The 21,432-nt window shown below is 40.5% G+C and carries 19 protein-coding genes; 10 read left to right on the top strand and 9 right to left on the bottom strand.

Annotated elements, in window-relative coordinates; genetic code table 11:
* Window positions 1-69 precede the first annotated feature (69 nt).
* The 3 genes from mtaB (at window position 70) to cmk (ending at window position 3,182) form a co-directional block, all read left to right on the top strand.
* On the top strand, window positions 70-1,392 hold the full coding sequence (gene mtaB, locus BST97_RS00820) for a tRNA (N(6)-L-threonylcarbamoyladenosine(37)-C(2))-methylthiotransferase MtaB (RefSeq protein ID WP_085765462.1): 1,323 nt from the start codon (window positions 70-72) through the stop codon (window positions 1,390-1,392).
* Window positions 1,393-1,464: 72 nt separating this feature from the next.
* Complete coding sequence (gene porQ / locus BST97_RS00825) at window positions 1,465-2,481, top strand: type IX secretion system protein PorQ (protein ID WP_085768101.1); 1,017 nt, start codon at window positions 1,465-1,467, stop codon at window positions 2,479-2,481.
* On the top strand, window positions 2,481-3,182 hold the full coding sequence (gene cmk, locus BST97_RS00830; protein WP_085765463.1) for a (d)CMP kinase: 702 nt from the start codon (window positions 2,481-2,483) through the stop codon (window positions 3,180-3,182). Before porQ ends, cmk begins: the two co-directional genes overlap by 1 nt.
* Before the next feature lie 147 nt (window positions 3,183-3,329).
* On the opposite strand, the gene pyrF is transcribed toward cmk, so the two are convergent.
* The 3 genes from pyrF to prfA are packed head-to-tail and all read right to left on the bottom strand — an operon-like array spanning window position 3,330 to window position 6,519.
* Complete coding sequence (gene pyrF / locus BST97_RS00835) at window positions 3,330-4,145, bottom strand: orotidine-5'-phosphate decarboxylase (RefSeq protein WP_085768102.1); 816 nt, start codon at window positions 4,143-4,145, stop codon at window positions 3,330-3,332.
* An 11-nt stretch (window positions 4,146-4,156) separates the two neighbouring features.
* Window positions 4,157-5,413 carry an ImmA/IrrE family metallo-endopeptidase gene (locus tag BST97_RS00840; RefSeq protein ID WP_085765464.1) on the bottom strand — a complete coding sequence of 419 codons (1,257 nt, stop codon included), beginning with the start codon at window positions 5,411-5,413 and terminating at the stop codon, window positions 4,157-4,159.
* A 29-nt stretch (window positions 5,414-5,442) separates the two neighbouring features.
* Window positions 5,443-6,519 carry a peptide chain release factor 1 gene (gene prfA, locus BST97_RS00845; RefSeq protein ID WP_085765465.1) on the bottom strand — a complete coding sequence of 359 codons (1,077 nt, stop codon included), beginning with the start codon at window positions 6,517-6,519 and terminating at the stop codon, window positions 5,443-5,445.
* Window positions 6,520-6,729: 210 nt separating this feature from the next.
* Here prfA and BST97_RS00850 point away from each other — a divergent pair, with 210 nt between their 5' ends.
* Both BST97_RS00850 and BST97_RS00855 read left to right on the top strand, forming a co-directional pair.
* The gene (locus tag BST97_RS00850) at window positions 6,730-7,347 is read left to right on the top strand and encodes a hypothetical protein (protein WP_085765466.1); all 618 of its coding nucleotides are present in this window, start codon (window positions 6,730-6,732) and stop codon (window positions 7,345-7,347) included.
* Window positions 7,337-7,885, top strand: a complete 549-nt coding sequence (locus BST97_RS00855; RefSeq protein WP_085765467.1) for a peptide-methionine (S)-S-oxide reductase — start codon at window positions 7,337-7,339, stop codon at window positions 7,883-7,885. Before BST97_RS00850 ends, BST97_RS00855 begins: the two co-directional genes overlap by 11 nt.
* Here BST97_RS00855 and BST97_RS00860 read toward each other — a convergent pair.
* The 3 genes from BST97_RS00860 to BST97_RS00870 form a co-directional block, all read right to left on the bottom strand.
* Window positions 7,872-9,053 carry an AIR synthase related protein gene (locus tag BST97_RS00860; protein ID WP_085765468.1) on the bottom strand — a complete coding sequence of 394 codons (1,182 nt, stop codon included), beginning with the start codon at window positions 9,051-9,053 and terminating at the stop codon, window positions 7,872-7,874. The two genes, BST97_RS00855 and BST97_RS00860, sit on opposite strands and share 14 nt — an antisense overlap.
* Window positions 9,054-9,206: 153 nt before the next feature.
* Window positions 9,207-11,393, bottom strand: a complete 2,187-nt coding sequence (locus tag BST97_RS00865; RefSeq protein WP_085765469.1) for a glutamine synthetase III family protein — start codon at window positions 11,391-11,393, stop codon at window positions 9,207-9,209.
* Window positions 11,394-11,503: 110 nt separating this feature from the next.
* A complete protein-coding gene (locus BST97_RS00870) occupies window positions 11,504-12,460 on the bottom strand; it encodes a calcium/sodium antiporter (protein WP_085765470.1) in 957 nt (318 codons plus the stop codon).
* Window positions 12,461-12,667: 207 nt separating this feature from the next.
* On the opposite strand from BST97_RS00870, the gene fsa reads away from it, so the two are divergent.
* Window positions 12,668-13,321 (top strand): fructose-6-phosphate aldolase, encoded by a 654-nt coding sequence (gene fsa / locus BST97_RS00875; RefSeq protein ID WP_085765471.1) that lies wholly within the window; start codon window positions 12,668-12,670, stop codon window positions 13,319-13,321.
* A 110-nt stretch (window positions 13,322-13,431) separates the two neighbouring features.
* On the opposite strand, the gene BST97_RS00880 is transcribed toward fsa, so the two are convergent.
* Entirely contained in the window at window positions 13,432-14,919 is a 1,488-nt protein-coding gene (locus tag BST97_RS00880; RefSeq protein WP_085765472.1) for a TlpA family protein disulfide reductase, read from the bottom strand.
* Window positions 14,920-15,019: 100 nt separating this feature from the next.
* Here BST97_RS00880 and BST97_RS00885 point away from each other — a divergent pair, with 100 nt between their 5' ends.
* The 4 genes from BST97_RS00885 (at window position 15,020) to BST97_RS00900 (ending at window position 19,845) form a co-directional block, all read left to right on the top strand.
* On the top strand, window positions 15,020-16,639 hold the full coding sequence (locus BST97_RS00885; protein ID WP_085765473.1) for an ABC-F family ATP-binding cassette domain-containing protein: 1,620 nt from the start codon (window positions 15,020-15,022) through the stop codon (window positions 16,637-16,639).
* Between the two features lie 98 nt (window positions 16,640-16,737).
* The gene (tgt, locus tag BST97_RS00890; RefSeq protein WP_085765474.1) at window positions 16,738-17,868 is read left to right on the top strand and encodes a tRNA guanosine(34) transglycosylase Tgt; all 1,131 of its coding nucleotides are present in this window, start codon (window positions 16,738-16,740) and stop codon (window positions 17,866-17,868) included.
* A complete protein-coding gene (locus BST97_RS00895; protein WP_085765475.1) occupies window positions 17,868-18,938 on the top strand; it encodes an LptF/LptG family permease in 1,071 nt (356 codons plus the stop codon). The genes tgt and BST97_RS00895 overlap by 1 nt, the downstream gene beginning before the upstream one ends.
* Entirely contained in the window at window positions 18,925-19,845 is a 921-nt protein-coding gene (locus tag BST97_RS00900) for a DMT family transporter (protein ID WP_085765476.1), read from the top strand. Before BST97_RS00895 ends, BST97_RS00900 begins: the two co-directional genes overlap by 14 nt.
* A 211-nt stretch (window positions 19,846-20,056) precedes the next feature.
* Here the strand turns inward: BST97_RS00900 and BST97_RS00905 are convergent, their stop codons facing one another.
* Window positions 20,057-20,680, bottom strand: coding sequence for a trimeric intracellular cation channel family protein (locus BST97_RS00905; RefSeq protein WP_085765477.1), 624 nt, complete (start codon window positions 20,678-20,680; stop codon window positions 20,057-20,059).
* Complete coding sequence (locus tag BST97_RS00910; RefSeq protein ID WP_085765478.1) at window positions 20,677-21,399, bottom strand: RDD family protein; 723 nt, start codon at window positions 21,397-21,399, stop codon at window positions 20,677-20,679. Before BST97_RS00910 ends, BST97_RS00905 begins: the two co-directional genes overlap by 4 nt.
* Between the last annotated feature and the right edge of the window lie 33 nt (window positions 21,400-21,432).

Below are 21,432 nucleotides of genomic sequence, written 5' to 3' on the forward strand. Positions count from 1 at the left end.
GCCGACTAATTTCAGTAAACTTTTTGCAAGTGGTATCTTTGCAAATTCTTAAAAAGCTCTGGAAATTAAATGATTGAAGAAGCAGTAGATACTAAATCAGTTGCATTTTACACTTTGGGTTGTAAGCTCAACTTTAGCGAGACCAGTACGATTGCACGCAGTTTTAAGGCAGAAGGTTTTGAGCGCAAGGAATTTGATGAAAAGGCAGATACCTATGTTATAAATACCTGTAGCGTTACAGAAAATGCTGATAAGCGATTTAAATCAATCGTGAAAAAGGCCTATGCTCAAAATGAAGATGCCTTCATAATCGCTATCGGCTGCTATGCGCAGTTGAAACCAGAAGAATTAGCAGATGTTGAGGGTGTGGATCTGGTTTTAGGAGCGACTGAAAAATTTAATATCACTGATTACCTCAACCAGCTATCAAAAGAAGAACCGGCCGTGATACACTCTTGTGAGATCAATGAAGCCGATTTTTATGTGGGATCCTATTCCATAGGTGACCGTACACGTGCTTTTTTAAAGGTTCAGGACGGTTGCGATTATAAATGTACTTACTGTACAATCCCGCTTGCTCGAGGAATTTCTCGAAGTGATACACTTGAGAATGTTTTGAAAAACGCTGCAGAAATAAGTGCCAAAGACATTAAAGAAATCGTCCTCACTGGAGTTAATATAGGAGATTATGGGAAAGGAGAGTTTGGTAACAAGCGGCACGAGCATACTTTTCTAGATTTGGTAAAAGCGCTGGATTACGTGGATGGAATCGAGCGTTTGCGTATCTCTTCGATTGAGCCGAATCTGTTGAAAAATGAAACCATTGATTTTGTAGCGCAATCGCGCACTTTCGTGCCTCATTTTCACATTCCCTTACAGTCAGGTAGTAACGAACTCCTCGGAAAAATGCGACGTCGTTACAATCGTGAACTTTATGTAGATCGAGTGAAACGTAGCAAAGAAGTCATGCCAGATTGCTGCATAGGAGTAGACGTAATCGTAGGGTTTCCTGGTGAAACAGATGATCACTTTCTCGACACCTTCAACTTTTTGAAAGACCTGGATATTTCATATTTGCACGTTTTTACCTATAGTGAAAGAGATAATACCCTCGCCGCAGACATGGAAGGTGTTGTTCCTATGAATGTGAGGAAAAAAAGATCTAAAATGCTCAGAGGACTTTCCGTAAAAAAGCGACGCAGTTTCTATGAATCTCAACTGGGTAAAACAAAAACTGTTTTATGGGAAGCTGAGAATAAAGAAGGATTCATACAAGGTTTCACAGAGAACTACGTCAAGGTGAAAACCTACTGGAACCCAAATCTCGTAAATACCTTGCAGCCTGTTACGCTCGACCAAATCGATGAAGACGGTATCGTGCGCATTTCCTGAAAATAATCGCGCTCTTTGTTGAAATTTTTTGATCTTGCGCACGTTTGTTTAAAAAGCATCAAGAATCTCCCTTTGAAAAAAATATTGCTGGTTATTTTTTTAGTTGTTTCCGCTTTCGCGAAAGCGCAAATAGGAGGAAGATCTACCTACCAATTTCTTAATTTGGTCAACGGTGCCAAACAAGGAGCACTGGGCGGCCGTGTCCTAACCTCTGTGGACTATGATCCTACATCAGGAATCTACAATCCCGCAACCATCAATCGTAAGATGGATAACCAGCTGCAAGTGAATTACGTGAATTACTTAGCTGATGTGAATTACGGTACGGCAAGCTACGCGTATACTTGGGACCAGCATGTACAGACTTTTCACGCTGGCGTTGTATATCTTAACTACGGGAGTTTTGATGGATACAATGAGCTGGGTGAATCTACGGGAGAGTTCGGTGGAAATGAAGTGGCTGTAAGTTTTGGGTATAGTTACAACATTCCCTGGACCGATTTTTATGTGGGGGCCAACTTAAAGTTGATCAGTTCTCAGCTGGAACAATACAGTTCTTTAGGTGGAGCGGTAGACTTGGGATTATTGTATTATAATGAAGACAAGTGGATACGTGCGGCGGTGGTTGTACGTAATATTGGAACTCAATTTACACCTTATAACGAGATCTACGAGCCCTTGCCACTAGAAGTTTCCGCTGGTTTTTCAAATACCATGCGTAATCTACCTGTACGATTGCATGTAACATTGGAAAATTTGCAGCAATGGAACCTCGCATTCTCAAACGATGCAAATGCCGAGCGTGATCTCGATGGAAATGTTATTGAAGATGAGCCCGGTTTTTTCAATAATGCATTACGACACACCGTAGTAGGAGTGGAGATATTCCCAGAAAGTGCCTTTGAGGTGCGATTGGGTTACAGTTTTAGAAGAGCAGAAGAACTACGCATTGCAGATACTCGCGCCTTTTCTGGTTTGAGTGGAGGTTTCTCCTTAAAAATCAATAAATTACGATTTAGTTACACTCACGCGAGATATACGCTGGCAGCTCATACTAGCATTATTGGGCTCAATATCGATTTACGCTAATGAAAAAAATTACCATCGCCATAGACGGTCATTCCAGTACGGGAAAAAGTACCGCAGCAAAACAATTGGCCAAAAAGCTCAACTATATCTATGTCGATACGGGTGCCATGTACCGAGCCGTGTCTTACTTTGTTCTTCAAAATAGACTTATTGAAAATGGTCAGGTCAAAGAAAATGAATTGACCGACCACTTGGAGGATATCAAAATTCGTTTTGAGAATAATCCCGATTCTAAAAATGCTGATGTCTATCTGAATAATGTAAATATTGAAAAAGAAATCAGGACATTAGAAGTAAGCAATATCGTCAGTAGAGTGGCAGAAATTTCTGCTGTACGCAAAAAACTGGTGCAACAGCAACAGGCTATGGGAGTGGAAAAAGGTATCGTGATGGACGGTCGCGACATAGGTAGCGTGGTTTTTCCAGATGCAGAGCTTAAGGTTTTCATGACTGCAGCACCAGAAGTGCGAGCTACGCGTCGCTATGATGAACTTATTGAGAGAGGTGATGATATCACCTTTGATGAAGTCCTGAAAAATGTTTTGGAACGTGATCGCATTGATTCTTCTCGTGAGGACAGTCCGCTTATTCAAACTGAAGATGCCTTGTTACTAGATACTTCAAAGATGTCACGCGAGGCGCAGTTAGAGCAATTGGAACAATGGGCACGTGAGCGTATTCCAGATGGCAGTGAGCAGTAAGCAGTTGCAGTATGTAGTAACGACTAACGTCAACCTATTTAATAAGACCTGTCACGCTGAGCGTTTCGACTCCGCTCAACGACCACCTGTCAAAGCGGTTAAAAATTTATCGTGTAAGTTCAGTCGCTTAGATTCATATTGCTGAACTTAACCTAACAACTCAGCCATCTGCTCCTGAAGTTCTTTAGCTTTTTCTCGAGCTTTTTCAGCAAAATCTTCTCCGTTTGAAGCATAGATAATCCCACGTGATGAATTGATCAGCAAACCTACCAATTCGTTTTTACCATATTTATAGACCTCTTTCAGACTTCCTCCTTGAGCGCCTACACCGGGAGCGAGTAAGAAAGAATCAGGAACTATTTTTCTCACTTCGGTTAATGAAGAAGCTTTTGTGGCTCCCACTACATACATTAATCGATCACTGTCCTTATAGTCTTGCGTTTTTCTCAAAACATCTTCAAATAAGAGGTTGCCTTGTTGTGATTCAGTCATTTGGAAATCAGCGGCTCCACGGTTTGAGGTTAATGCCAATAGAATCGCATATTTTCCATCAAATTCCAGAAATGGCTCCACGGAATCTCTTCCCATGTAGGGAGCAATCGTCACGCTGTCAAAATTAAGGTCTTCAAAAAAAGCTTTGGCGTATCTGGTGGACGTGTTTCCTATATCGCCACGTTTCGCATCAGCGATAGTAAAATGATTGGGATAGTTTTCGTTTAGGTAATTAATTATTTTCTCCAGCGCTACCCAGCCTTTAACTCCATAGGCTTCAAAAAATGCCGTGTTGGGTTTATAAGCAACACATAAATCGTGAGTGGCGTCTATGATCGCTTTCGCGAAAGCGAAAATAGGATCCTCCTCCTTCAATAAATGCGGCGGTATCTTCTCAAGATCCACATCCAGACCTACACAGAGAAACGACTTTTTTTCAAGGATTTGTTGATGGAGTTGGGTTGTGGTCATTTGATATCTGGTTATTTGATGTCTATGAAATATTCCGACAGCCATTCTCCTAAAATGTCGCCAATATGTTTCAGTCTCGAATGATTTTTAATCATATTAATTTCGTTCAAACGATATATTATACTTGTTTTTGAAACGTTGAAATGGTGTGACAATCTGTTTATTACAAAATTAAAATGCTTAATTGATTTCGGATCATCGTTAAATCTCAAATCTCTTTTATACCCCTCATACCTCCAAGATTTAATAACTAATGAAGATTTAGGAATAAGTAATGAAGCCGAAAAGTAATTTGCCTGCCATTCAATCCAGTTCTTAGCATTCTTCAATTCATACTTTGCAATTTGAAAATTGAATTTAGAATCTGAAAAAGAATTCAATAAATTCTGATTTATACTAAGTTTCTGATGTAATATAAAGTGTCCAAATTCATGGCCAATTACAAAGAGTTCTCTCTTCGTATTTTGTAAATTCTGATTGATTTTGATCAATCTTTCTTCGATATCACAAGTTCCTAGAATGCTATCATCGCGAAATTTCCAGAATTGAGTTTTAATTCCATATTCTTGACTCATGTATTCAACTAATTCTGTTGTGCTAATTCCGTAAGACTTCAAAAGAATATCCTCACTAAATTTGTTTAGTTCTTTTTCTGCAATTTTTTCAATATCCGCTTTAGAAAGCCTGTCTATTCCATAGCTGGCTTTCTCTGAGGATTGGATTAAACATTCAAAAATGGCGGAATCTATTTTCTGAGTTAGCATATCAATATCATCACCTAAAACGAGATTTTTATCATCTATAAGCCAAGGGATGATCGTGGAATTACCGAAATTTCTTTTATAAAGAATTATCTTATAATTCAGTTCCGAACTTCCCTCAATAACCATCATATTCATGCTGCTAGCATAATCCATGGCCCCTTTAGACAAAGGAGAGTTTGAAACAAAAATAGCTTTAGCATTTAGCCTAGTCGACTCACAAATATCTGCATAAAATTTTTTGACAGCTGATATCGGAATTCGTGACTTATAATTCTTACATTCTATAAAATAAATTAACGAACATCTGTTCGCGCCCGGAGGCCAAATTTCAATCGTTAAGTCGAACTCAATCTCACCATCTGGTCTATTGATTGATGGATATTTTTTTTTGGTGAACACTCTAGCGAACTCTTCGTTAATTCCGAGGAGAGATTTTCCAAGCACATTTCTTATAATTTTTAGAGTACTGTGCTCTAGAGAATCGCCTTTTTCGACAGTGTTCATTTGATCAAAAATAGGTGATTATTTAAGTCTTACAAATCCTCCTCCGTCATTTTCAACTTCTCCGTATTGTCTACCAGCTGTAACTCATCAATAATTTTCTGGATGTCACCGTTGATGATATTATCCAGATCGTAAAGCGTTAAGTTGATTCTATGGTCTGTTACACGTCCCTGTGGATAATTATACGTACGGATTTTTGCGCTACGGTCCCCAGAGCTCACCATATTCTTACGTTTTTCAGAATCGGCTTCAAGTTTCTTTTGAAGCTCCAGTTCGTAGAGTCTGGAACGCAAAACCTTAAGTGCTTTTTCAAGATTCTTGTGAGAGGATTTTTGATCCTGACAGCTCACGATCATTCCGGTAGGTTCATGGTGTAATTTAATCGCCGAGTAAGTCGTGTTTACTGACTGCCCACCAGGTCCGGTAGAGGTGGTGCGCTCTATGCGTACCTCTGTCATATCCAGCTCCACGTCAAATTCCTCAGCTTCGGGCAAAACCATTACCGTTGCGGCACTCGTGTGGACACGACCTTGAGTTTCTGTTTGTGGGACACGCTGTACGCGGTGCACACCGGCCTCAAACTTTAAGGTCCCATATACATCCTCACCATTCACTTCAAGAATAATTTCCTTGTAACCACCGCTGGTTCCTTCACTTGTATCGACAACGCTGGTAGACCAGCCTTTGCTAGAGCAATACTTTTCATACATCCTGAAAAGATCACCCGCAAAAATACTTGCCTCATCACCACCAGCACCAGCACGTATTTCCATAACGGCATTTTTAGCATCTTCTGGATCCTTAGGAACCAGCATCATGCGTATTTCTTCTTCAAGAGCTGGAATTGCTTCCTTAGCCTCGTCGTATTGCATTTGAGCCATTTCAGTCATGTCCGGATCGCTACCGTCTGCAATAATTTCTTTTGCCTCTTCAAGATTTGCGGTAAGCGTGACATACTCGTCACGTTTATCCATTAATTTTTTAAGGTCTTTATATTCTTTGGTAAGTTGCACATACCTTTTCTGATCAGCGATGATATCAGGCTGTATGATCAAATCGTTAACTTCGTCAAAACGATTTTTTACAATATTCAATTTATCAATCATGGAATTTTATTCTTTGCCGGGAGGGCATAGGCTCTAAATAATAGTGCTCTTTTGCTCGTGCCGCTCGTATCGCGAAAATACGGATTTTGAGGTGATTTAGATATACCTAAGGCAGTCTCCGTTACCATCTCAACGGGCTTAAGCCCGTTGAGATTACCTTACTAATAATGGAAACGGCACCATACTTGATGCCAATCTGAAAATTTCATCATGACCAAAAACTATTTTTTACTCGTTTTAATACTCATTTCTCAAACCATGCTCGCTCAGAATATTGAAATCGGAGCTGGAGCTGGGTCAGGGGCTTTTTACCTCATAGAAGAAATAGACGATAATTCACGAGCTATTTATGAGGGACCTGCCTCTCTTTATATGGATTTCAAATACAATTTCAATGGAGTAGAAGGCGTGAAACTACGCATGCTTCATACAAGTGTTATGGTTGAGGGGCAAGATTATCAGTCTGGTCTTTCACTTAATGGTACTGTGGATGCATTCAGCTTCTTACTTTTATACGAGCGTTTGAGGGCAGATAAAAAATTTAACGTGGGATATAATTTTGGTTTGGGACACACCATTCAAAACTTCAATCGGAATACGAGATCTGGTGCAAATGATGTTCAGGATCGATTCATGAGCTTGAATTTTACCGGGATAGCCTCACTTCAACTTAGCGATCGACTAAGATTGAAAGGCGAAGCGGGCTTTCTCTGGACAGATCCCATCAATTCGCTACGTGGATCGGACTACTGGCAAACTGCTGGTGAGGACTTAAGTTTTCTTGTACAATTAGGATTAAGTTACTCGTTTCTAAAAGATGAGCAATAAGAAACTCGATTTCGGAGGTGGTTGTCACTGGTGTACTGAAGCTGTTTTCCAGGCATTGCCCTACGTTGATAAAGTAGAACAGGGCTATATAAAAAGTAGCCCTCCCTTCGATAGTTGGAGCGAAGCGGTCATCGTACACTTTTCAGATCACGGTAGAATTCCAGAGCTCATGGACATCCATCTGGCTACGCACAAAAGTACTTCTGAGCACTCACGCAGGGCAGAGTATCGCAGCGCTGTTTATTATTTTGATAACGGGTTGAAAAAAGAACTTGAGAGTGTAATAATCCCGCTTTCGCGCTGCGCCGATGGCAAGCCTTGCCAACTTCGCCGAAGTGGCTACGAAGGCTGCATGGCGACCGAGGGAAAGCGGAACAAAAATTACATCACAAAAATTTTACCTTTTAAGGATTTCAAACCATCCCGAGAGTCGATCCAGAATTATTATCAAACAAGACCAGACGCCCCATTTTGCACCAGATACATCGAGCCAAAGCTTAGTATCGTGCGAGAAATTTTAAGTTCTAGTGATAAGTAAACGTACCGAATTCAGATTTGATCGTCAGTTTCTTCTCATCGCTCTCTTCAACGCGACCAATTATTTTTGCATCGACATTAAAGGATTTTGAAATTTCAATAATCGCCTCAGCCGCTTGAGGTTCCACATAGAGTTCCATACGATGACCCATGTTGAACACCTGATACATTTCCTTCCAATCGGTTCCTGATTCCTCCTGAATCATTTGGAAAAGTGGTGGTAGCTCAAATAAGTTGTCTTTAATCACATGGACGTTATCAACAAAATGCAGCACTTTAGTCTGCGCTCCTCCCGAGCAGTGCACCATTCCACAAATCTGGTCGCGGCTCACTTCATTCAGTAGTTTCTTAATCACGGGTGCGTAGGTACGAGTAGGGGAGAGTACAAGCTTTCCAGCGTCTAGCGGGCTGCCTTCAACAGGATCCGTCAAGTTCTTGGAGCCAGAATAGGTAAGTTCTGAGGGTACTGCTGGATCAAAAGTCTGCGGGTAAGCTGCTCCTACTGTTTTGCCAAAAACATCGTGGCGCGCACTGGTAAGACCGTTTGATCCCATTCCACCATTATATTCAGATTCATAAGTGGCTTGACCATGACTGGCTAATCCCACAATCACATTCCCAGGCTTAATATGGGCGTTATCAATGACGTCATCGCGTTTCATGCGCGCAGTCACGGTTGAATCTACAATGATAGTGCGTACTAAGTCACCCACATCGGCAGTTTCACCTCCCGTAGAAATAATCTCAACACCGTGTTTTTTAAGATCTGCGATCAATTCTTCAGTGCCATTAATAATAGCGCTGATTACCTCGCCAGGTATCAGATTTTTGTTCCGACCTATAGTGCTGGAAAGAAGAATATTTTCAGTTGCTCCCACGCATAAAAGGTCGTCAATATTCATAATTAGAGCATCTTGAGCGATCCCTTTCCAAACGGATAAATCTCCAGTTTCTTTCCAATAAGCGTATGCTAGACTAGACTTAGTCCCTGCACCGTCTGCATGCATGATCAAACAGTGCTGCTCTGAGCCTGTGAGGTGGTCTGGAACAATCTTGCAGAAAGCCTTGGGAAATAGTCCCTTGTCTACATTTTTAATAGCATTGTGAACATCTTCCTTTCCTGCGCTAACACCTCGTTGCGCATAACGTTTTGAAACTTCTTGACCCATGGGACAAAGTTAGGAAAGGAGATATTATTTCTTGAAGAACTTTTAAATAGGATTTATAGCAGAACCACATTTTTGATATTCTCGCTTTCGCGAAAGCGTGAACAAAAAAAGCCCTCGATTTCTCGAAGGCTTCATGACTGATTTTCTAAAAGTCTATCTCGTAAATAGTAATTCTCTATACTTAGTGAGTGGCCAGATCTCGTCATCTACCAGTAGTTCCAGTTTGTCACAGTGGTATCTGATCTCATCAAAAAATGGCTTTACCTCGTCGCAATAAATGTCTGCACACTTTACAGCATCATCGCTATTGTTTGCCTTTTTACGGGCTTCAATCATATCGGTAATTCCCTTATTGATCTTCTCAATATGCTCAGAGATCTCTTCGATGATGGTCATTTGTTCTTTGGCAACTTTCTTGAAATCCTTACCGTAGATATCTTTAAGACCTCTCACATTTTTGATGAGTGTATTTTGATATTTGATCGCTGTTGGGATTACATGATTGCGAGCTATATCTCCTAAAAGACGACCCTCAATTTGGATGCGCATGGCATATTCTTCCACTTCAATCTCATAACGCGCTTCAGACTCAACGCGGCTCATGATATTGAGCTCTTCAAATAATTTCAAGCTCTTCTCAGAGACTTTAGCTTTTAAGGCAGTTGGTGTGGTTTTGTTATTGCTTAGGCCACGTTTTTTAGCTTCTTTTTCCCAAGCTTCTCCATAACCATCGCCTTCAAAGCGTATTTTCTTACTTTCCTTAATGTATTCTCTCAATACATTAAAGATCGCTTCATCTTTCTTGAGTTTTTTACCTTTAATAAGGGCATCGACTTCTTCTTTGAATTCGTTCAATTGTTTTGCAACGATAGCATTAAGCACGGTCATCGGGTTAGCACAGTTTGCAGTGGAACCTACGGCACGTAGCTCAAATTTGTTACCTGTAAAGGCAAATGGCGAAGTTCTATTACGATCTGTATTGTCAAGAATTACCTCTGGAATCTTACCTACTACGTTAAGCTTGAGATCTGTTTTTTCTTGAGGTGATAGTTTGCCGTCAGTCACTTTTTCCAGCTCATCAAGAACAGCGGTCAACTGTGAACCGATAAATACAGAGATAATTGCTGGTGGCGCTTCATTTGCCCCTAGACGGTGGTCGTTTGAAGCACTTGCAATTGTCGCTCTGATCAGTTCCTCGTTGTCATAAACCGCTTTAATCGTATTTACAAAAAAGGTCAAGAACTGAAGGTTCTTCATAGGCGTGCTGCCTGGAGAAAGGAGGTTAGTTCCCGTGTTAGTCGCAAGGGACCAGTTGTTGTGCTTACCAGAACCATTTACCCCAGCAAACGGCTTCTCGTGAAACAATACCCTAAAATTATGTCTAGAAGCCACTTTCCGCATCACATCCATAAGTAGAGAATTGTGATCTACCGCTAGGTTTGCTTCTTCAAAAATAGGGGCAAGCTCAAATTGATTTGGTGCAACCTCGTTGTGACGTGTTTTCACCGGTATACCTAAAAGCATACATTCTGTTTCCATATCGCGCATAAAATTCATCACACGAGAAGGAATAGATCCAAAGTAATGATCGTCTAGCTGCTGTCCTTTTGCTGATGCATGTCCTAATAATGTACGACCTGCAAGTTGAATATCTGGTCGGCTATCGGCTAGGGCTTTATCGATCAAGAAATATTCTTGTTCCCATCCTAAAGTCGCCATCACCTTAGTGACATTCTTATCAAAGTATTTACAAACTGCCGTCGCCGCTTGATCCACGGCCTGAAGACTACGTAATAAAGGCGTTTTGTAATCTAGAGCTTCACCGGTGTAGGCAACAAATACGGTAGGAATACATAAAGTTGTTCCCATTATAAAAGCTGGAGAAGTAGGGTCCCATGCCGTGTAGCCTCTTGCTTCAAAGGTATTTCTGATTCCACCATTAGGGAAAGAAGATGCATCTGGCTCTTGTTGTACTAACTGACCACCACCAAATTTTTCCAATACCTCACCATCCATTTCCTGCTCAAAAAAGGCATCATGCTTTTCTGCAGTTGCACCAGTTAGAGGTTGGAACCAGTGCGTGTAGTGAGTCGCGCCATTTGATATGGCCCACTCTTTCATGCCGGTAGAAATATGGTCTGCAATTCCACGATCAATCTTGGAACCATTTACAATGGCATCGAGAACGCTCTTGTAAGCTTCCTTAGTTAAATATTGACGCATTGCAGCCTTATTGAAAACATGCTTGCCGAAGATTTCTGATCTTCTCTGAGGTTCTTCTACTTCAACAGGTTGACGGTTAAATGTTTGCTTTAAAGCTTGAAATCTTAGCGTGGACATAATTTTTTATATGATTAAACGCGGCAAAAATAAAGTATTTTTACATACCCCTAAAAAATTTAGGGTGTCAGTGTGATAAAATTAACTATTTGGTAATTTAACCCTTTCTTTTAAGGGGTTTGAAATATCAAATAGATAAAAAGTGCGTAGGCGCCTAACATAAGTAGTCCTTTGTAACTATTGATGGTATATTGTTTTGAAATAAAAGCAAGAGGTAATAAACAAAAAGCAAATCCCAGCATCCAGAAAATATCGTTTTCTAACAGTCCCAAATTACTCTCGTCGAGAATAATGGGTTCTATCAGTGAAGTGATTCCCAAGACTGATCCTATATTAAAGATGTTAGAACCGATCAAGTTCCCGAGGCTTATAGCCTTTTCCTTTTTAACGGCAGCAATAATTGATGCCGCCAGCTCAGGTACTGAAGTTCCTATGGCGACCATACTCACGGCAATAACACTTTCAGGGATTTCAAGATAAGTAGCAATCGTTGTTGCGCCATCAACCAGAAGTTCTGAGCCACCCCAGAGTAAACCTCCACCAGCGATCATGAAAAAAATAATTTTCCCCCACGACTGAGAAGCAATCTCTTCATCTGGTAGAATCATGGGAGGTTTCTTTTTGGCCTTTCTGATAAGAAAAAAGACAAATAAAACCAGTAGGCCTACCAGTATCAATCCTTCCAGTCTGGTAAGGTTTTGATCCCAGCTTATCAACAAATAGAGTAGTATACTAAAACCCATCATCCAGGGCCAGTTGAATTTAAAAAAGTCCCTATCAATTTCTAAAGATGATATGATTGCCGTGAGAGCTAGTACCAGTCCTAAATTAGCAATATTAGAGCCTACAACATTCCCTAGAGCGATTCCGCTAGAGCCATTTATAGCTCCTTGCACGCTCACTAGTAATTCTGGGGCGCTGGTGGCAAAAGAAACTACGGTAAGACCTATGATCAGGCGTGATAAATTAAGTTTCAACGACAGCCCTACTGATGCCCTTACGAGAAACTCACCTCCAGCAACCAGAAGGATAAAACCCAATAAAAGAAAACCTATCGATGCGCCCATGCAGTTAATTTGGCTTCAAAAATAATCTATACGTAGTAGGGGAGGACTATTGATGAGCACGCTTTCGCGAAAGCGAGAAAAATTTAATTAAAAAGCAAGTGTATCAAAGATGGTATTGTAGATAAAAATTGAAATTGTTTTATAAGCTTTTAAATTTTCACAAAAACTTCCACCATCTTTGTGGGCAATAAATTAATACAACTTGAAATGAAATTTTTTATTGACACGGCAAATCTAGATCAAATCGCTGAAGCTCAGGATATGGGGATTCTGGATGGTGTGACTACAAACCCTTCCCTAATGGCTAAAGAAGGTATCACTGGTGAGCAAAATATCTTAGATCACTACAAGAAGATCTGTGATCTGGTAGATGGTGATGTAAGTGCTGAGGTTATCTCAACTGATTTTGAAGGCATGAAGAAGGAAGGTGAGCGACTGGCAGCCCTTCATGACCAGATCGTGGTTAAGCTTCCCATGATCAAAGACGGTGTTAAAGCTTGTAAATACTTCAGTAGCAATGGCGTGAAGACTAATGTGACTCTGGTCTTCAGTGCCGGGCAAGCGATCCTAGCGGCAAAAGCTGGAGCAACTTACGTTTCACCTTTCATAGGTAGACTGGACGACATCAGTACAGATGGATTAAATTTGATACAAGAAATACGTCACATCTACAATAATTATGCTTTTCAAACGGAGATTCTAGCAGCCTCAGTACGTCATACGATGCATGTGATTGATTGTGCAAAAATAGGAGCTGATGTGATGACAGGTCCTCTTTCATCTATTGAAGGATTGCTTAAGCATCCTCTTACTGATATAGGTCTAGAAAAATTCCTAGCCGATTATAAGAAAGGAAACTAAGAACTTTAATTGTAGAATGGAAAAAGGCTCTCAGTGAGCCTTTTTCTATGTTTCACAATGTGAGTAAGAAAGCCTGAAATTGATGGTTGATGATTTTAGGATTCCCTCGTTTATCTATTTAAATAACCTAGCAAGGTGGTTTCAATACGATAATGGAAAAGGTTAACGTCAGGATCAACGATTGTTAGGTCGTCCTCAATAATTAGAGTACGGTTCCTGCCCTTCAACTCTAAATAGGTTGCAGCGTCATCAAAGTTTTCGAGCATGTATTCCATGTTCATGTCAAAACGGTACTTCTCACTAATCTGTTTCCAGCTCTCTTGATTTTGGTTATCTGTATTGATTCCTATGAAATCAATTTCGGGATATTTCACCCTTAAGTCTTTTACCTTTTTATGGACACGCACAGCATAATCAGGGAATCGATCAGACCAGAAAAAAAGCACACTTAGGCCATCGATACGATCTGTAAGAGAAATATCCTCATTGTAGATGTCCATTAAATCAAGATCTGAAAGTTTCTTTCCAGGTTCCAGTTCTTCATACCGTCCCGCTAGCGCTTCAATAGATCCTATGAGTTCTTGATTAGTAACGATTTTTTTGAAGTCGTCCACTAATTTTTTGACTTCAACTCTATTGCGGTTATCTCTAATAAAATTTTTAGTGATATTACTAGCAAACAGCTCTTTAGGTTCTTTGCTGTCAAAAATACTATCGATCAATCTTAATTTCTCACTATTGTACATATAGCCTCTCCTGCTCAAGTCAGCACTTGATCCTGATTTCTTCACAAGATTGTTGAGGGCAATATTTGACACAAGTGCATTCACATAAGGACGGAAGCTATTGAGCGTATAATAAGAATTATCCTTAAGGTCGACTTGTTTGCGGTGGTCAGTGTATTTGGCGGGTAGTTTTCTCGCCTCTAAAATATTTCTTTTTCCATAATGTAGCGCTGGATACCTCTCTAAGCGACTGTAGGAATTTAATTTGATGGAATTGAGAGCCTTCTCGACAAAGTCTTGCTCAAAGTCCTTGCGCTTCGCAATGGTTTTGAGTCTTTTAACTTCTGCTTCTGTAGCTTCGTTTAGGAAGGAATAGAAGACTTCTGGATCTTTTTCAAAATTCTTGATGTAGTCACGGTTCTCATTTTCAGTTGAAATGAAGGCATCGAGCATGAAATTATTCTCGGCCGCACTGGAAGCAGTGAAGGACATGGATTCATCAAAGGCTCGAGTGTTAAGCCGTATTTTAATACTATCGCCTTGAGAAATGTAAATGCTTTGATACTCTCCGGGATGGGAAAATAAATAAAACCCGCTTTCTAGGTTTTCATATTCAAATGAAAACAGTCCATTCTCATCGACTTCAACAGTATCTTGAACATTTCCAAAGTTGCTGAGGGCCACATATTCAGCGCTGGGATTTATGATTTTCCCGCTTATGACAGTTTCTGTTCTAAGATCATCTTCCTTGCAAGAAGTCGATAATAACAGCAACATTACCATTACTGGAAGGAGGCGATGGAGGTTCCGCTTTCGCGAAAGCGGTACTAACAAATTTCTATGTGCAATTTTCACTACCAGCAAAAAGAACATTTTTCAAAAATTAATCGAGTTAAGGCAGCGTTAAATTGATGCGCACAGAAGTATTGTAAACCTTAAAGAATGAGTACTTTTGCAGCCTTAAAATTGAACTATGCTTACAGTTTCTAATTTATCGGTGCAGTTTGGAAAACGTGTGCTGTTTGATGAGGTAAATGCCAAGTTTGGCGGGAGTAATTGTTACGGTATTATAGGTGCAAATGGTGCAGGTAAATCTACGTTTCTAAAAATGCTTACCGGTCAAATGGAACCTACAAGCGGTCACGTAAGCCTTGAGTCTGGTAAGAGAATGTCTGTACTTGAGCAAAATCACAATGCCCATGATGCTGACACGGTTCTGGAAACGGTCTTGAAAGGAAACAAGCCTCTTTATAAACTCAAAGCTGAAATTGATGCCCTCTATGCTGATTACAGCGACGAGAACGCTGAGAAGATAGGTGAGCTACAAGTAAAATTTGAAGAGATGGACGGTTGGAATGCAGAGAGTAGTGCTGCGTCCATGCTTTCTAACCTTGGTATAGGCGAGGAGTACCACTATACCCAAATGGCAGATATGGATAGCAAACTCAAGGTAAGGGTGTTGCTGGCTCAGGCGCTGTTTGGAAATCCTGATTTCCTAATCATGGATGAGCCTACAAACGACCTGGATTATGAAACGATCTCATGGTTGGAGAACTTTCTGGCAAATTATGAAAACACGGTTATCGTCGTGTCGCACGACCGCCACTTCTTAGATTCAGTTTGTACCCATATTGCCGATATTGATTTCGGAAAGATCAATCAGTATAGTGGTAACTATACCTTCTGGTATGAGTCGTCACAACTTGCGGCAAGACAAAGACAACAAGCAAACAAAAAGGCAGAAGAAAAGAAAAAGGAGCTTCAAGAATTTATTGCGCGTTTTAGTGCAAACGTGGCCAAGTCCAAGCAGGCTACTTCACGTAAGAAAATGATCGAGAAACTTGACATTTCTGAAATCAAACCATCTTCTAGACGTTACCCTGCGATCATCTTTGAACGCGAGCGTGAAGCCGGTGACCAGATTCTCAATGTATCAAAACTTACTGGAAGCATAGATGGAGAGGTTTTATTTAAAGATATCGATATCAATCTTGCCAAAGGAGATAAAGTAGTACTCTTTTCTCGTGATAGCCGTGCAACGACGCTTTTCTATGAGATATTGAACGATCGCGCCGTCGCAGACTCCGGTAAATTTGACTGGGGAGTGACTACTACACAAAGTTATTTACCGGTGGACAACGCAGATTTTTTTGACGTGGACATGAACCTTGTCGAGTGGTTGCGGCAGTATGCACAAACTGAGGAGGAGCGTGAAGAAGTATTTCTAAGAGGATTCTTGGGTAAAATGATTTTCTCTGGTGAAGAAGCCCTTAAAAGTGCAAAAGTATTATCAGGAGGTGAAAAAGTGCGTTGCATGCTATCTCGTATGATGATGAAGAGAGCAAACGTACTTATGGTAGATGAGCCTACAAACCACCTGGATCTTGAATCAATTCAAGCGTTTAATAACAGTCTCAAGATTTTTAAAGGGACCGTCCTACTCACAACACATGACCATCAGTTTGCACAAACAGTAGGTAACCGAGTGATAGAACTTACTCCTAAAGGAGCTATTGATCGCTACACTACCTTTGAGGAATACATGGATGATAAAAAGATCAAAGAATTGAGGGATCAGATGTATTCAGTATAATATTCGATTTTTTCTCGCTTTCCCTCGGTCGCCAAAGGCTTGCCGACGGCGCAGTGCGAAAGCGTAAAAACAATTCATATCATTCATAAATTTACTACATGAAGTTTGACCTTTTAACTACAGATTCCCAAAGCCAAGCTAGAGCTGGTGTGGTACACACTGACCATGGTGAAATAGAAACGCCTATTTTCATGCCAGTGGGGACTTTGGGTACGATAAAAGGCGTACATCAAAGTGAATTGAAGCAAGAGGTGAATCCAGATATCATTCTGGCAAATACCTACCATCTTTACCTGAGACCAGGAACCGAGATCCTCGAGAAGGCGGGAGGTCTGCATAAATTTATGAATTGGGATCGCCCCATCTTAACAGATTCTGGAGGTTATCAAGTCTATTCTTTAAGCGCTAATCGTAAGATCAAGGAAGAAGGCGTAAAGTTCAAATCTCATATAGATGGTTCTTACCACTTTTTTACTCCTGAGCGAGCTATGGATATTCAGCGTAGTATAGGTGCTGATATTATCATGGCTTTTGATGAATGTACACCATATCCTTGTGAGTACAACTATGCAAGGCGCAGTATGCACATGACGCATCGCTGGTTGAAGAGATGTATCGAGCATTTTGATAATACTCCTGATAAATACGGGTATAAACAAACCCTCTTACCCATAGTTCAAGGAAGTACTTATAAAGACCTTAGAAAGCAAAGTGCTGAATTTATTGCCAATACCAACCAGCACGCTAACGCGATAGGCGGACTTTCAGTAGGTGAACCAGCCGAAGAAATGTATGCCATGACTGAGGTAGTCACTGAAATACTACCTAAAGACAAACCGCGTTATCTTATGGGCGTGGGAACACCTATTAATTTGCTAGAGAATGTTGCTCTAGGAGTAGATATGTTTGATTGTGTAATGCCTACCCGTAATGGTCGTAATGGGATGATTTTTACTGCTCATGGATCTATGAATGTAAAAAATAAAAAGTGGGAGGCAGATTTCAGTCCGCTGGATGAGGCTGGTTATGCATGGGTAGACACCTATTACTCTAAAGCCTACGTGCGCCACCTGTTTTCAGTTAATGAGATGCTGGGAAGGCAAATATGCACCATTCACAATCTGGCATTTTACTTGTGGTTGATGCGCGAGGCAAGAAAACACATCATCGCCGGTGATTTTAGAACCTGGAAGGACAAGATGGTTAAACAAATGGATAACAGACTCTAGTGCTTAATATACTGGACCGCTACATATTAAAGAGGTATCTGGGAGCGTTTTTCTTGCTCCTCTTACTTTTTTTGCCCATCATGGTCACGGTTCATATTGCCGAGAAAATAGGCAAGATCCTTAATAAAGATGTGCCGCTGGGTGAAGTCTTGATTTATCTTCTTGATTTTACCGTCTATTTCTCAAATTTTCTATTTCCTTTATTCCTTTTCATCTCCACGATGTTTTTTACCTCAAAACTTGCAAATAATACAGAGGTCATCGCCTTTTTAAGCTCGGGAGTAAGTTTTAATCGATTTTTAAGGCCCTATATCATAGGGGCAACGATAGTTTGTACGCTGGCACTCATTTTCAGTGCGGTTTTTGTTCCTTCCAGCGCAGAGGGTTTTAATGAATTCCAAGCTAAATATTTCAACAAACGACGCACTGCAGAAACTTCAAATGTATTCAGGCAAGTCAGTGATAACGATTACGTCTATGTGAGCAATTACACGCCTTCTCAACAGCGTGGCTTTGATTTTACCCTAGAACATTTTGAGGGAGAGGAGCTCAAGTTTAAGATTTATGCGAGACGTATTTCTTTTAAAGATAGTGTCTATGAATTGTCTGGCTATAAAAAACGAACCATTCTAGACGGTAAGGAAATTATAGAGGAAGAACGATTGAAAGACACCATTTTTAATTTTGATATTGATGAGTTGACCCCTGTGCAATATGTAGCAGAGACGCTTAATTTTACCGAGCTCAACGATTTCATAGAGAAAGAGGAGAAGCGTGGAAATGCGCAAATGAATTTCTATTATGTGGAAAAATATAAGCGTACCTCCATACCTGTGAGCGCGTTCATTTTTACATTGATAGCTGTTGCTGTTTCGTCAGTAAAAAAACGCGGAGGGATGGGAGTCAATCTCGCTATAGGTCTGGTCATAGCCATGTCATTTGTATTTATGGACAAGGTTTTTGGGACCATCGCAGAGAAAAGTACCTTTGATCCCTGGCTTGCCGTCTGGTTTCCTAACATCTTTTTTGGCGTGATCGCCATTTTCCTGCTGCGCAATGCAAGACGCTAGACTCACTAACTACCTACACCTGCACCTCATTGTATTTATCTGGGGATTTACTGCGGTTTTAGGCGCACTTTTATCCATTGACAGCATACCACTGGTGTGGTGGCGCATGTCGCTTGCTGTAGTGATGATCTACGCTTATATGAGATGGAAGAAGATACCGCTGCAATGGTCTAAGAAGAGTAGGGAGGGTACGCTTTCGCGAAAGCGTAAACTGCAATTTATGTTTTCAGGATTTATTATAGCCCTACACTGGATCACGTTTTTTGGAGCGATTAAAGTATCCAATGTCTCGGTAACACTTGCCATGATGAGTACGGGAGCTTTCTTCACAGCACTGCTGGAACCTCTGTTTACTAAAAAGAAATTTGTATGGTACGAGGGGTTGTTCGGGTTGGTTATTATCGGCGCATTGTACTACATTTTTAAAGTGGAGACAGAATATGTTTTAGGGATGTTATTGGGTCTGGTAAGTGTCTTGCTGAGTGCGGTGTTCTCCATACTTAATGTAGGATTTGCAAAGGAGCACCGCCCCTCTGTTATTTCATTTTATGAACTTTTAGGTGGCGTAGGTTTGCTGACTTTATTCTTCATTTTCCTACCCGTAGAATTTGCGAGTCCCAGGGATTTTTCTGTATCAGACTGGATTTATATGTTTTTATTATCCTCAGCCTGTACGGCTTATGCATTTATTGCCAGCGTGAAGGTGATGAAAGTCTTGAGCGCTTATACCGTTATGCTCACCATAAATCTGGAGCCAGTCTATGGGATCTTACTAGCCTATGCCATTTTAGGAGTTAGCGAGCAAATGACTCCTGAATTTTATCTGGGAGCGGTCGTCATTCTAGTGGTGATTGTTGCAAATGGTATTCTAAAGACGAGGTTTAAAAAACGTAAACTGGCTGCTTAGGATTGGCAGACTTTTTAAATACTTAATTCTTTTTTAACAATCTACTTCTTATCAATTTACCTAAGACATACCTAAACGGATTGCGGGCATGTCAAAACAGTAATGATTTCATTCAGTAACATGCCAAGTAGTATTATTGGCACCTCATATCAAAGATTCGATTATTAAGATCGAAAGAAAAGACTTAAGATGTGAGAAGAAATTTATCGATTTACTCTTCACGATCCACCTTCTTGTAAACATTAGGCAACCCAATTTTAAAATATACCGCCAATAATCGTATGGTAATTACGATTGCTGCAGCAACCGGAAAATTTAACCCTTCTGGCACTCCTAGTTTCCTCATTATAAAATACGCGCCTCCACCCAACAAACAGGCAGTTGCATAGATATTTTTCCTGAAAATAACGGGAATCTCATTAACTAGTATATCACGTATGACTCCTCCAAAACATGCCGTAATACAACCTAAAGTAACACAGATAATAGGGTGAAGACCCGCAATCAACCCCATTTCAAGACCTACTACCGTGTAAAAACCAATTCCAATGGTGTCAAACAAGAACAAAGTAGTCCTGAGCTTGAGAAGAAAACTCCTGAAAATAAATGTGATGACCACGCATATGAGAATTGTGTAGACTAGATTCATATTTGTCATCCATGAGACTGGGTAAACACCTAATAGGATATCACGCAAAGTTCCTCCACCTGCAGCAGTGACAAACGCAATTATGATGATGCCAAAAGGATCCAGCCTCTTATCAAACGCCGCAAGTGCACCTGAAACTGCAAAAGCAATGGTTCCCAACAGATCAACTACTTCTATAAATCTCATAATCCTTGAGTAAGATGTGTGTAGTCTTTAAGTATAGTGCGTACAAAAACGGCATCACGTAAATCAGATTGAATCTTTAGAATTTGTTCAATCTTATCTCTTAAGACTTTTAGAGTTTCATAGTCTTTGCTATCTCCAGCCAGGCGGTAGATTTCTTTGATCTCGTTGACCTGATTGTCGCTGAGTAAAGTAACCATATTAAAAGTAGGAGTATAAGTTGACTCAACCTCTTCAAGTATGGTATGGGAGACACGCGTCTTTTTGCGGGTATCTATAACAATCGTGTCTGCTGCAGCATCGCCCAGACGCTGGTTTTGATCAGTAAATATGATCGATATGAGCCCCACTGCACCAGTGGTAGTCCATATGTCGATAAGTCTCAAAATCCAGCGGATAATGTAGTCTGACCAGCTGGCAGGAGCACCGTCCCTTTTTACTACCTTGATGCTCATGATAAACTTTCCCGGTGTTCTTCCATTAAAAAGAAGGTGAAATATGAGACTGTAGGTCATGACAGGTAGGTAGGATAATTGTCTTAGTCCTATTCTACCGTCTTCGGGCATGATCGAGCCTAGGCCCATATCCATGTATGCAAGTACCACCATATAGATAAATATGATGATCAAATCGATCAGCACTGCTAGAATTCGGTGTCCCAAACTCGCAATATTGTAACTTATCTTTACATTTTGCGCGGTACTGATCGCCGTATACAACATGAATTTTTAAGTTTTATCTTAGCCCAAAAATAA

The sequence above is a fragment of the Nonlabens spongiae genome (genome assembly GCF_002117125.1).
Classification (GTDB): Bacteria; Bacteroidota; Bacteroidia; order Flavobacteriales; family Flavobacteriaceae; genus Nonlabens; species Nonlabens spongiae.

Coding starts and splice junctions, on each gene's coding strand:
- mtaB (WP_085765462.1), top strand. CDS start 70: ATGATTGAAGAAGCAGTAGATACTAAATCAGTTGCATTTTACACTTTG.
- cmk (WP_085765463.1), top strand. CDS start 2,481: ATGAAAAAAATTACCATCGCCATAGACGGTCATTCCAGTACGGGAAAA.
- pyrF (WP_085768102.1), bottom strand. CDS start 4,145: ATGACCACAACCCAACTCCATCAACAAATCCTTGAAAAAAAGTCGTTT.
- BST97_RS00840 (WP_085765464.1), bottom strand. CDS start 5,413: ATGAACACTGTCGAAAAAGGCGATTCTCTAGAGCACAGTACTCTAAAA.
- prfA (WP_085765465.1), bottom strand. CDS start 6,519: ATGATTGATAAATTGAATATTGTAAAAAATCGTTTTGACGAAGTTAAC.
- BST97_RS00850 (WP_085765466.1), top strand. CDS start 6,730: ATGACCAAAAACTATTTTTTACTCGTTTTAATACTCATTTCTCAAACC.
- BST97_RS00855 (WP_085765467.1), top strand. CDS start 7,337: ATGAGCAATAAGAAACTCGATTTCGGAGGTGGTTGTCACTGGTGTACT.
- BST97_RS00860 (WP_085765468.1), bottom strand. CDS start 9,053: ATGGGTCAAGAAGTTTCAAAACGTTATGCGCAACGAGGTGTTAGCGCA.
- BST97_RS00865 (WP_085765469.1), bottom strand. CDS start 11,393: ATGTCCACGCTAAGATTTCAAGCTTTAAAGCAAACATTTAACCGTCAA.
- BST97_RS00870 (WP_085765470.1), bottom strand. CDS start 12,460: ATGGGCGCATCGATAGGTTTTCTTTTATTGGGTTTTATCCTTCTGGTT.
- fsa (WP_085765471.1), top strand. CDS start 12,668: ATGAAATTTTTTATTGACACGGCAAATCTAGATCAAATCGCTGAAGCT.
- BST97_RS00880 (WP_085765472.1), bottom strand. CDS start 14,919: ATGTTCTTTTTGCTGGTAGTGAAAATTGCACATAGAAATTTGTTAGTA.
- BST97_RS00885 (WP_085765473.1), top strand. CDS start 15,020: ATGCTTACAGTTTCTAATTTATCGGTGCAGTTTGGAAAACGTGTGCTG.
- tgt (WP_085765474.1), top strand. CDS start 16,738: ATGAAGTTTGACCTTTTAACTACAGATTCCCAAAGCCAAGCTAGAGCT.
- BST97_RS00900 (WP_085765476.1), top strand. CDS start 18,925: ATGCAAGACGCTAGACTCACTAACTACCTACACCTGCACCTCATTGTA.
- BST97_RS00905 (WP_085765477.1), bottom strand. CDS start 20,680: ATGAGATTTATAGAAGTAGTTGATCTGTTGGGAACCATTGCTTTTGCA.
- BST97_RS00910 (WP_085765478.1), bottom strand. CDS start 21,399: ATGTTGTATACGGCGATCAGTACCGCGCAAAATGTAAAGATAAGTTAC.